Below are 12233 nucleotides of genomic sequence, written 5' to 3'. Positions count from 1 at the left end.
ATTTACTTTAATACGTATTAAGAACATAATAATATGTGGGGAGGGGTAAGGAGTCATGCCGATGAAGACTAGGGAGTTTGTTAGGCTGTTACAAAAAAATGGTTTTGAGAAGGTTAGCCAAACGGGCTCGCATGCTAAGTACGTTAAGGAACAACGAACGGTGATAGTCCCGATCCATTCACGTGAGTTACCCAAGGGAATTGAGCATTCAATGCGTAAGCAAGCAGGGTTAAAATAACGTCTTATCTGATAGAAAGGAAAATTCAACTAATGAAATCAAATAAGTATTTGTATTATGGAACGTTAAAACATAATATTGCAGACGAAGTTTGGGAAGTGAGTTTTGATAATTTCCCCGAAGTAGTTACTTTTGGCACCACGCCCGCTGAGGCGTATGAGTACGGAAAAGATGCTTTAATGTTGGCCTTAGATGGTAAAATTAATTTTCCTAAACCAACGGAATTTAAAGCAGCAATCGATTTTGACCGAGGTAAGTATAATCAGGCATTTCAATTGCCATTTGAAGTTGCTAAATCAGAAATTGCAAGTACGGTTAAACATGAAACTGTTAAAAAGAATACGACAATTCCTAAATACTTGGCAGAAGAAGCCACTAAAAGAGATATTAATTTCAGCAAGGTTTTAACAGAAGCATTAGAGGAAAAGCTTGGGGTATAAAAAGTAAGCTGATTACTTGGTAGTTAAAAAATTTATTATTATTTGGGCTAACCTTCGTTTAGAGGTGAGTCTGTTTTAATTCGCTTTTAAAGAAAGCGCTTAATTTAAAGCCGATTTTAGCTGATAGCATTTCTCTTCTATTAAGTGTAAAAACACTGTGTTACAATAATAAATGTAATTTTACATATAGATTTTGATAAGGGAGTATCTGAATGGAACGTAAAAAGAGATTTAAGATGTATAAAGCAGGCAAGAGTTGGGTAATTGCGCCCGTTGTTTTTTTAGGAATGTTAGCGGGGATGGAATTAACCAGCCAACAAGTTGCAGCCGATGAAACTAATGAGGCTCAACCGCAAGTTACAGTAACTGCGCCGCAAGCTACAGTACCTAATGACGGAATGCAGGCACGCGGCGGACAGCCGGCAGACCAGCCAGTGGATTCTGCTGCCGCACAAGATGGTGTTTCGCAACACCCAGTTTCAGATGATGTAGTAAATGAACAACAACAGGATGTACCAGTTACTGATACAGCGGCTAATCCTACCGCACAGGACCAAACTACGACTCAGCCGGCAGATACGCCAGTTGCTGACCTAGAACAACCGGATCCGGCACAACAAGTTTCTGCGGCTAACGGTGGTCAGCAGGAAAATTCTTTGCTCAAAGACCGCCAGCCCGATTCATTTAACATCGGTGACGGTAATTATACCAGTGCAGACACCGTCGATGTGTCAAAATACCAAAGTTGGTTAACCCAGAATGATTTCAATTATTTAAGAAATCTAGGAATACAAAATGTTATTATTGAATTGTCTGATGGGTATGTTGATAATGTTTATGCCCAAAATCAGCTGAACATGGCGCTAGATGCTGGATTAAACGTAGCATTTTATCATTTTATTGAATTTGGTGATCAGCAAAATGCTGTTAGCGAAGCCAATCATTTTGCACAACAATTAAAATACTTAAATGTTGGAGGTAATACCTTAGTTTTTGCTGATGTTGAAAGTAAAGTTAGTCAAACTCCTAATATCGGAGCAGCTTTACAGGTCTTCTGGGATACGTTGAATCAGCAGGGCTATACGAATCATGGCGTTTATTTTTATGCTGCTTTTCCGTATAGTGATGAGCTTGCCGCCACAGTCGGTGGTAATTCACGTGTTTGGTTAGCTCAGTACCCATACACGCCGAGTCGTGGCGGTAGCTTCGAACAACAACACCAACGTGACGGTTACGGCGCTTGGCAGTTTTCTAGTGCCGCAAAACTGAACGGGCGTACCTTGGATGTTACTCATTCTTTTAATTCATTGTTAAATGGTAATAAATTTAGCTGGGGTGCACCACAAGGTGCTAATAGACATGAAGAGGAAATTGGCGGTGACTGGTATCTATTAGATCAAAATGATGATAAGGTAACTGGTTGGCAGCATTTAAGTTCTGGAGATCGAAATGTTTATTATGCTTCGGATGGTAAGATGCTGCATGGTGAACAGTTAATTGATGGTCATTGGTATCACTTTGATGAAAATGACGGCAATATGTCTCATGGTTTTACTCAACTAGCAGATGGTAGAACGGTTTATTACGATAATAGTGGTCAGTTACAAAACGGTGAACAGTTAATTGATGGTAGTTGGTATCATTTTGATGAAAATAGCGGTACAATGTCCCGTGGTATTACTCAGTTACCAGATGGACGTGTGGTCTATTATAATAACGATGGTCAAATGCAAAATGGTGAGCAGGCAATTGATGGTCACTGGTATCACTTTGATGAAAATAATGGTAATATGACACGTGGCTTTATCAAGTTAGCAGACGGTCGAATAGTTTACTATGATGATAATGGTCAGTTACAGAACGGTGAGCATTTTATAGACGGTCATTGGTATCACTTTAATGAAAATAATGGAGACATGTCTCGTGGATTTCTTCAATTAGCAGATGGACGGATAGTTTACTACGACGGTAATGGTCAGTTACAGAATGGAGAACGTCAAATTGACGGCCATTGGTACCATTTTGATGAAAATAATGGCAATATGTCCCGCGGATTTGCACGTTTAGTAGATGGTCGTGAGGTTTTCTATAATGATAATGGTTGGATGTTGAATGGTGAACAAAAATTAGGTGATAATTGGTTTTATTTTGACGAAAAGAATGGTGCAATGGCAACTGATTTTGTCGCTTTACCTACTAAAATAGTCTGCTATGGCAGTAATGGTCAGATGTTGCATGGCTGGCAAGTCGTTGGTAATCATCAGTATTATTTTGATCCAGGAACTGGTGCAATGCTGACTAATTCCCAAGGATTTGATGGCAATGGGATTTACCAAGGCTTTACGGAACGAGTTTTAGACTGGTTCTTTAATCGTCAAGGGAAAATTACTTATTCAATGTATGGTTCGCGTAATGGTTCTGATGGCACAGCGGATTGTTCGGGAGCGATTACTGAGGCTTTGTATGAAGCCGGTGCCTCGAAGCCGGGTTGGTTATATAATACGGAATCACTGCATGGCTACTTGAAACAAAATGGTTATACTTTAATAGCACAGGGAAGACAACAGTACACGCCACAATACGGTGATATTGTAATCTGGGGTCAAATTGGACATAGTGCAGGCGCAGGCGGACATGTACAAATTATTTCAACTGGTGGTTCTAATCCAAACTCACTTTCGGTCAATGCCTTTTATAATGGAGCTAATAAAGCAGTACAACAGTTTGGTTATAATTGGTACTGGAATACTGATGGACAGCCATACCAATATATCTACAGGCCAAATGATTTACAACGAGGATAAAAATTAATCAAACTTAAAAGGAAGTGGAGCAAAAATTGTTTCGACTTCCTTTTTTATTTGTGACTGCAATTGTGCGGTAATTAAGTTATAATTGGAAGTGATTTTGTACATAGGAGTTAGCTAATGACAAAAAAAGTTCTCACGATCGTCGTTCCCTGCTTTAACGAAGAGGAAGTTTTACCCGAAACATTCGTTGAGCTGGGTAACATCTTGAAAAATTTAAAAGAAAAACACCAAGTAGCCCCCGCCAGCAAATTGTTGTTTGTCGACGATGGCAGTAAGGATCAGACGTGGGCGCTGATCATGGCACAGATGCACCAAGACGACGCGGTAACGGGTATTCAGTTCAGTCGTAATTACGGGCATCAAAATGCGTTACTGGCTGGGATGACGACGGCCGTTGCTTATTCGGATATGGTGATCACCATCGATGCGGACCTGCAAGACGACGTCAACGCGATCCCCGAGATGGTCGCCAAGTATCATGATGGGTTCGACGTTGTTTACGGTGTGCGCAGTAGTCGGGAGACCGACACGTTTTTCAAACGCAAAACGGCCCTGACTTTTTATAAACTGATGGGTAAGTTAGGGGTCAACCTAGTGCCCGATTCGGCCGACTACCGCTTATTGAGCAAACGAGCGGTGCGCGGGTTGTTGCAATTTAAGGAACAAAACCTGTTTTTGCGTGGCATCGTGCCGCTAGTCGGTTATCCGTCCGCCAAGGTCTATTATCGGCGCAAGGAACGTTTCGCGGGAGAATCCAAGTACCCGCTCAAAAAAATGCTCAACTTTGCTTTTGATGGCATCACGTCGTTTTCGATTGCGCCCATCCACCTGATCTTTACGTTAGGAACACTGATCATCGTGATCGGCATCGTGTTGATGATTTACACTTTGGTGCAAAAGCTTTTGGGTAACGTGGTCTCCGGCTGGTCGTCACTGATGATCTCGATCTGGTTGCTAGGCGGCGTGCAGTTGGTATCACTCAGCGTGATCGGTGAATACATCGGCAAGATTTTTGCGGAAGTCAAACACCGGCCGCGCTATCTGATCAAAGAAGACCACTACACGGAAAAGTTTAAGGATAAGTTGAGTAGTATGGAGAAAAAAAAGTGAAATGGATTGCAAAAAAACTGTCAAACTAACTTTAGAACTTTTATTATTAGTAGTGATTATTTTGTTAGCTTTTTGGTTGGTCACACCTAAGACAAATGTTAAGGTTAATTTTGTTGATGAAAATGGTGCTAAATTGTTAGTTAAAAGTAAAACTTACGATGGCAAGCCATATTTTCCCCTGAGTAGCAAAAAGTTAGCACAAGCAGTACCAGGGTATCGGCCAACTAAAAGAATTTTCTTTAAAAAGCAAAATCAGAATATCATTTTAAAATTTAAACCGTGCGACTTACAACAAGAGTTGATAAATTTTAAACATGCAAAGTACGTGGCGGCAACTTTTCAACCAATGATGGTCCAACCTCACAATAAGCTGCAAAGTGACCCCTATAACACTGCACGTAGTTACGATGGTCGTAAAACCGGTAAAGATACTTTACGTCTATTGTATTCGAACGATGGTATTAATTGGAAAAAGATGCATATCAGTTCACCGCGGTTAAATATTAGGGATCCTAGTATCATTAAAACCAATGGCTATTGGTATATCGTGTATACTAAGGGATTAGTTAGAACAAAAGACTTTAAGGACTGGCAGCACTTAAGTTGGCCTCATTCTGCACAGTTTGATGATCATTACGAATGGGCGCCGGAGTTTTTCAAGGATAAGCGGGGAACTGTACACGTATTAATGGCAGGGCGTGCGGTGCAGACGGGACATTTTCAGTTGTACGTCTCCGATTTTGACGCACAGCACGGAAAAATTTTAAATAATTGGCGCAAAATCAATGGTACTGATTTTCCGGTAGACATGATTGACGGTAATTTGACGTATCATGCTGGACACTATGTTTTATTCTATAAAAATGAAAGTGTCGCTAATAATAAATTAACGTTAGCAACGGCTGATAATTATTTGGGTCCATACCATTCTCGGAGCTTGAATGTTGATTTGACAAAGTACGATGGTGCTGAGGGTTTGGAGGCTCAATTTTTAAAAAATAAGATTCGCTTATACATTGATCCGTACCAATTTAATGATCGGATGCAATCCCTATATTCGGGAATCAAATATACCGAGTCTACAGATGGGTTCAATTGGACAAAACTTAAACCGATTAAATCCTCATTACTAGTACGTCATTTTGGAATTTTATTAAATAAATAATTTTATGAATTTAGGAGGAAGTTTAGTGGATAATTTGGCAATTTTAATTCCGTGTTATAACGAAGGGTTGACGATTAGAAAGGTTGTTAAGGATTGTTTATCTGCTACGAAAAATATCATTGGGACTACAGTTTATGTATATGATAATAACTCGACTGATAATACGGTTACAGAAGCCCAGGAAGCGGGTGCAACTGTACGCTATGCTTACCAGCAGGGAAAAGGCAATGTTGTGCGTAAGATGTTTCGGGAAATAGATGCACGTTGTTACATAATGGTTGATGGCGATGATACTTACCCGGTAGAAGCTATTCCTAAGATGGTTAAATTAGTTACTGAGAAGCAAAATGATATGGTAGTTGGTGACCGCTTGTCTTCCAGTTACTTTGAAGAAAATCAGCGTCCATTTCATAATTTTGGTAATTTATTAGTGCGTTCTAGTATCAATCATTTATTTAAGAGTAATATTCGCGATATTATGACGGGATTTCGTGCCTTTAGTTACCAATTTGTTAAGTCTTATCCAGTACTATCCCAGGGATTTGAAATTGAAACTGAAATGAGTATTTTTGCAATTGAAAATAATATGGCAGTTGCAAATTGTATCATTGAATATCGGGACAGGCCCGAAGGAAGCGAGTCAAAGCTGAGTACTTATAGTGACGGTTTTAGAGTTTTAAGAAGGATTTTTAGTCTTTACCGTAACTATCATCCCTATAGTTTTTATAGTTTAGTGACATTGTTATTATTAATTATTTCCGCTGTCATTTTTATTCCAACTGTATGGGTACCTTATTTGCAAACAGGATTGGTATCTAAGATGCCGACAATGATTATTTGTGGCTTTATGGTGATAGCGGCACTGATTTCGTATTCTGCTGGTTTAGTGCTTGATGCGGTTATGAATAAGTCTAGGCAGGAATTTGAATATAAATTGAATCAGATTGAACAAAAAAAGCGAGGACAGTAACAATGGAATTACTTTTGAATAAAAGAATATGGTTAAATTTATTATTATCAATTGGTTCGGTATTTAGTATTGAATCGATGTTTAAAGCTCAAAATAATATCTTTTCTTTAAGCAATAGTATTTTCAGTTTACTGTTATTTATAGTGTTTTTTATGTGCTATCTATATGTTAGCTCGCTAAAATTAAATCGTAAATTATTGATAATTGCTACTATAGCTGGATTATTTTTTTCAGCTTGTATGATATTTGGAGTTAATCTATTAGTATATGATACTACTAAAATCAATAACGCTAGCGTGTGGTTGAAGACATTGTTCGGGGTTCCATTATTTACTAGTGCTATAATAGTATTATTTACTAAGGGAATACCTAATGCTAATAAAATAACATTTTCAAGCAAAGTTACTGTCTTATTTAATAAGTTATTTAATAGTAAAAAAAGAGCTTTTTTAATAAGCTGGTTATTAATTTTCGTGGCGTGGTTACCCGGGTTGATTGCCTCTTATCCAGGAATTTATGGGTACGATTCAATTTATCAATTAGCATACTATGTTTCCGGAAAAATTTCATTGCATCATCCGCTAATTCACACTTATTTGTTAGGCTTTTGTGTTGATACGTTAGGTAATTTATTGGGTAGTAAAGAATTAGGAATGTTTTGCTATTCTATTTTTCAAATGTTAGTTTTGTCTGCTTGTTTTTCGTTTGCTATGAGTTATATGCGTGATAAAAAACTTGCATTACCATGGCAATTATTTTTTTTATTACTTTTTATGTTTTTACCCACTAATGTGTTGATGTCTATTTCGGCAACTAAAGATATTATTTATTCAGGAACTTTTCTGGTATTAATCATTATGTTACTTAAAATAGCTGAAAATCCAAGTTGCTTAAATAATAACAAATTTTTGCTAGCCACTAGTTTGATAGCATTTATTAATATAATTTTTAGAAGCCAGGGGATCTATGTTTTTGTTTTTGGAATTTTTGTAGGAATATTATTTCTGCATAATTATTGGAAAAAATTATTGTTGTTGTTAGTTATTCCCTTGGCGTTGTTTATAATTTATTCTGGTCCGGTTACAACTGCATTACATGGAATTAAATCGGGTGATGATCATATTGCAGAAATGATGAGTGTGCCGGTTATGCAGGTTTCTCGCGTTGGAAATTATCGTGAACAAGATTTAACTAAATTTGAAAAGAAAAAACTCAAAGAATATATTCCTAATTATCGTTCTTATGTAAACGGCAATGAAGCTATTTCGGATTCAATGAAGAATACATTTAATGTGAAATTATTAAAAAAAAGCCCTAAAAAATTTATTGAATTTTGGCTGCAGCTAGGGATGAAAGAACCAGTTAGTTATATCGATGCTTTTGGTAGGTTAACACTTGGTTGGTGGTATCCAGACATGAATTATCCCGACCCACAGGCATATCACCCTTATTGGGAATATAATAATATGGGGCCACAGTGGCATTATAAGTGGGTTTTGATTAAAAGACGAACTCCAAGTGAATTTACATGGTTGAAAAAGGGATTTATTAATTTAACATATAAGAATTCTTATCAAAAAGTCCCATTATTTTCATTGCTGTTCAGTTCTGGATTGACTACGTGGATTATCATTATATATGTTGCTTGGTGTTTGTACCGCCGAAAATATACGTATATTTTTCCTGCTGCATTTCTGATTGCATATTTAGGAACAGTAATACTTGGTCCAGTAGTTTTGTATCGTTATGCGTATACTTTAATGGTAGTTATACCAGTGCTAACGGCTTCAGCGCTTTCATTTACTGATGTTAAGCCGAAAGTTTAATTGTTAACTGGTAGAGATTGGTAAAGGACTGGTGAGATGGAACCAAAAGTGTGTGCGGTAGTCGTGACCTACAACCGCGTGAAATGTCTACAGCGAGCACTCGCAGCACTGGAAAAACAAACCGTGTCGCTAGCAGGGATCTTGGTGTTTGATAATCACAGCACGGATCACACGGTGCAATATTTGCAGCGTCAAAATTACGAAAATTGGTCAGCTGACCAATTTCAGACGCGTGTGTACTATCAGAGTGCGGAGAATTTGGGTGGTTCCGGCGGATTCGCTCGGGCAGTCGAGTTAGCGCTGGCAGGTGATTTTGACTACCTATGGTTAATGGACGATGACGTGGCGCCAACTCCAGATTGTTTGGCACAACTCCTGCAACAAATGCAGCGTCAGCAAGTTCAAGTGGCACTACCGGCACGCCGAGGGGAAAATTTCAACGATAAAGTGTGCGTGGACCTCGACTTAACGCACTGGTACAAGTTTTTCATTTGGTGGCGCAAAAAATATGCGCCGCAGCCGTTGACCAAAGCGACTTATCTGGTACGTGATATGACCTTTGAAGGACCACTGCTCAGCACGCAGGTCGTTAGGAAGGTAGGCTTGCCGGACGCGAGTTATTTTTTACAGTTCGACGACACCGACTACGCTCAGCAATTGCTGCAATTTACCAGCATCTTGTACGTGAAAGCCGCGGTGTTGTGCCGCCAACTTCCTGCTAAAGCGCCACAAGCTAAAAAGGCCCCCCTCAACTGGCGGGATTATTATGTTATTCGCAATAACATCTTGTTTGACCGTAAGTACGGCAGACGCTGGAGTGTGCGTCACCTCAGCCCGTTACTGTTGCTTGCTTACAGGATAGCGTTGTCTGCTAAGGACGGTAATTTGCGCGCTGATTTACCCGTTATCATGCGGGCCGGACGCGACGGTTTAAGGGGAAAAACCGGCAAGCGAGTCACGCCCGATTATTAGCTAAGTTGAATTTTACGGCTAAATGGATTACGCTAGGTTAATAATTATGGGGACAAAAACTTGCGCATTGAGTGAATTTATATGAGAATGGGTAAGATAAATAAAATTTTAAGATAATGTGGTCAGCCACATTAGGAGGATTTTTGATGACTAAGTATTTAGTAGTAGGTGCCGGTTTATTTGGCGCAACGTTTGCTTACGAAGCGGCTAAGCGCGGACATGAAGTACAAGTGATCGAGAAACGCGAGCACATCGCCGGTAATATCTATACCAAGAAAGTAGCTGGGATTCAAGTCCATCAGTATGGTGCCCACATCTTTCACACTTCTAAAAAAGAAATTTGGGATTACGTGGGGCAGTTTGCACAGTTTAACCGTTATACTAACAGCCCCGTAGCTAATTTTAACGGTGAGATCTACAACATGCCGTTTAATATGAATACTTTTAATAAACTTTGGGGGGTAGTGACCCCCGCACAGGCGCAGGCTAAAATCGCTGAGCAGCGCGCTGTTTTACACGGTAAAAAACCGGAAAACTTGGAAGAACAAGGGATCTCTTTGGTCGGGACCGACTTATACCAAAAATTAGTCAAAGGTTATACCGAAAAACAGTGGGGCCGTAAAGCGACCGAACTGCCGGCGTTTATCATTCGGCGGATCCCCGTGCGTTTTACTTATGATAATAACTACTTTAACGACTTATATCAGGGGATCCCGGTTGGCGGTTACACGCAGATCGTGGAAAAAATGTTGGCCGATGATCATATCAGTGTCCAAACGGGCGTGGATTTCTTCGCTAATAAAGAAAAATACCTGCGCGACTACGACCGGGTCTTATTTACCGGTATGATCGACGAATTTTTCGATTATCAGTTGGGCGCATTAGAATACCGTTCGTTGCGTTTTGAAACCGAATTGTTGGACCAAGAAAACTATCAGGGCAACGCGGTCGTCAACTATACCGATGCTAAGACCCCTTATACCCGGATCATTGAGCACAAGCACTTCGAGTTTGGCGCGGGCAACGACCAGCAGACCGTGATCACCCGTGAGTACCCGCAGGAATGGCGGCGGGGCAGCGAGCCGTATTACCCGGTCAACGACCAGAAGAATAACGCGCTGTATAAAAAATACGCACAGTTGGCCGCTAGTCAGGATAGTAACGTCATTTTTGGCGGACGACTAGGTCAGTACCGTTACTATAATATGGACCAAGTAATCGGTGCGGCTTTGCTGGCCGTTAAAAAAGAATTCGAGGGATAAGCTGTCATGAAAGTTGTACGCAACTACTTATATAACGCCAGCTACCAGCTGTTGTTAGTTTTATTACCGCTGGTAACTGCCACTTATATCAGCCGGACTTTGACCAATACCGGCGTAGGGGTCAATGCTTATACTAATTCGATCATCACCTATTTCACCTTAGTCGGTGGCCTGGGAATTAACTTGTACGGTAACCGCGAGATCGCCTATTTGCGTGACCATAAAATCAAAATGTCACGGACCTTTTGGGAACTAGTGGTATTGCGGATAATTGTTGTACTGATAACTTTTATCGCTTTGTTAATTTATATACCATTCAGTAGATACCCTTCTATGATGGCTTTTCAATCAATTAATTTAGTAGCTGTGGCGTTGGATATTTCGTGGTTGTACATGGGTTTAGAAGATTTTAAAAAGACAGTCACTAGAAACGCGCTGGTCAAGATCTTATCTCTGATCGCGATTTTTATCTTTGTCCGGGATAAAAGTGACGTTGGGTTGTACATCGTTATTTTAGGATTAGGGACTTTACTAGGCAATTTAACTCTGTGGCCGTTTTTGCGCGGGCTGATCAGACCCGTTAGTTTACGGCGGCTACATCCTTTACGCCATTTAAAGCCCTCTGTGGCGTTGTTTATTCCCCAGGTTGCAATTACGATCTATGCGGTGTTAAATAAGACGATGCTAGGCGAAATGACCAGTACCGTAGATTCTGGTTACTATAATAATGCTGATACGATCGTAAAGACTGTCTTGGCCGTGGCGACGGCAACGGGGACGGTAATGTTGCCTCACGTTGCCAATGCCTTTGCGAAGGGCCAAAAAAAGCGAGTTAACGCGATGATGTACGATTCGTTTGATTTTATTTCTTTTTTAACGATTGCGATGATGTGTGGGCTAGCGGGAATTGGTTTACACTTTGGTCCATATTTTTTTGGACGAGGCTTTGAACCTGTTGGATTAGCATTAGTGTTGGAAACACCGGTGTTGGTGTTGATAGGCTGGAGTAACGTGATCGGCCAGCAGTATTTATTACCTATGGGACGTAATCGAGAATATACGTTTTCTGTATCGTTAGGTGCAGTTGTTAATATCGTGATCAACGTGCCCTTGATCAAACTTCTGGGATTAAACGGTGCGATCATTGCGACGGTGATTTCGGAAACGTGCGTGACTGCTTATCAGTTGTGGACGATCAGAAAAGACCTCAGCTACCGCAAGTTATTCGTGAACGTGCCGAAGTATTTGGTAGCCGGTATCGTGATGTTCATTCCCGTATTTAAATTGAACAACACGCTCTGGACGAGTGTGTGGTCACTAGCCGTTGAAGTCATCTTAGGGGTGGTCATTTATGCGGTGATGATCTTATTATTGCGGCCGACGATCATCAAAAAAGCAGGCGTTTTTCTGAAAGACTTTTTGAAAAAAGGCAGGTAAAAA

General features: G+C 40.1%; 10 protein-coding genes. All 10 read left to right on the top strand.

Going from position 1 to position 12233, the window contains the following annotated elements:
- The first annotated feature begins 61 nt into the window (after nucleotides 1–61).
- The 10 genes from ACSYSK_RS07495 to ACSYSK_RS07450 all read left to right on the top strand — a co-directional run bounded on the left by ACSYSK_RS07495 (nucleotide 62) and on the right by ACSYSK_RS07450 (nucleotide 12230).
- Nucleotides 62–238 (top strand): type II toxin-antitoxin system HicA family toxin, encoded by a 177-nt coding sequence (locus tag ACSYSK_RS07495; RefSeq protein ID WP_491714524.1) that lies wholly within the window; start codon nucleotides 62–64, stop codon nucleotides 236–238.
- A 32-nt stretch (nucleotides 239–270) separates the two neighbouring features.
- Nucleotides 271–678: a hypothetical protein gene (locus ACSYSK_RS07490; RefSeq protein ID WP_491714523.1), complete on the top strand. Its 408-nt coding sequence runs from the start codon at nucleotides 271–273 to the stop codon at nucleotides 676–678.
- A gap of 212 nt (nucleotides 679–890) precedes the next feature.
- Complete coding sequence (locus tag ACSYSK_RS07485) at nucleotides 891–3482, top strand: peptidoglycan amidohydrolase family protein (protein ID WP_491714522.1); 2592 nt, start codon at nucleotides 891–893, stop codon at nucleotides 3480–3482.
- Between the two features lie 123 nt (nucleotides 3483–3605).
- Nucleotides 3606–4598, top strand: a complete 993-nt coding sequence (locus tag ACSYSK_RS07480) for a glycosyltransferase family 2 protein (RefSeq protein WP_491714521.1) — start codon at nucleotides 3606–3608, stop codon at nucleotides 4596–4598.
- A 1-nt stretch (nucleotide 4599) separates the two neighbouring features.
- Complete coding sequence (locus ACSYSK_RS07475; RefSeq protein ID WP_491714520.1) at nucleotides 4600–5763, top strand: glycoside hydrolase family protein; 1164 nt, start codon at nucleotides 4600–4602, stop codon at nucleotides 5761–5763.
- A gap of 25 nt (nucleotides 5764–5788) precedes the next feature.
- Nucleotides 5789–6733 carry a glycosyltransferase family 2 protein gene (locus tag ACSYSK_RS07470; protein WP_491714519.1) on the top strand — a complete coding sequence of 315 codons (945 nt, stop codon included), beginning with the start codon at nucleotides 5789–5791 and terminating at the stop codon, nucleotides 6731–6733.
- Between the two features lie 2 nt (nucleotides 6734–6735).
- Nucleotides 6736–8559, top strand: coding sequence for a DUF6020 family protein (locus ACSYSK_RS07465; protein WP_491714518.1), 1824 nt, complete (start codon nucleotides 6736–6738; stop codon nucleotides 8557–8559).
- 36 nt (nucleotides 8560–8595) lie between these two features.
- The gene (locus ACSYSK_RS07460; RefSeq protein ID WP_491714517.1) at nucleotides 8596–9531 is read left to right on the top strand and encodes a glycosyltransferase; all 936 of its coding nucleotides are present in this window, start codon (nucleotides 8596–8598) and stop codon (nucleotides 9529–9531) included.
- Between the two features lie 146 nt (nucleotides 9532–9677).
- On the top strand, nucleotides 9678–10793 hold the full coding sequence (gene glf / locus ACSYSK_RS07455; protein WP_491714516.1) for a UDP-galactopyranose mutase: 1116 nt from the start codon (nucleotides 9678–9680) through the stop codon (nucleotides 10791–10793).
- A 6-nt stretch (nucleotides 10794–10799) separates the two neighbouring features.
- A complete protein-coding gene (locus ACSYSK_RS07450; RefSeq protein WP_491714515.1) occupies nucleotides 10800–12230 on the top strand; it encodes an oligosaccharide flippase family protein in 1431 nt (476 codons plus the stop codon).
- Nucleotides 12231–12233 lie beyond the last annotated feature (3 nt).

It is taken from the genome of Ligilactobacillus sp. ESL1201 (assembly GCF_058503265.1).
The sequence above is the reverse complement of the archived record's forward strand: the minus strand, read 5'-3'. Positions and strand labels throughout refer to the sequence as shown.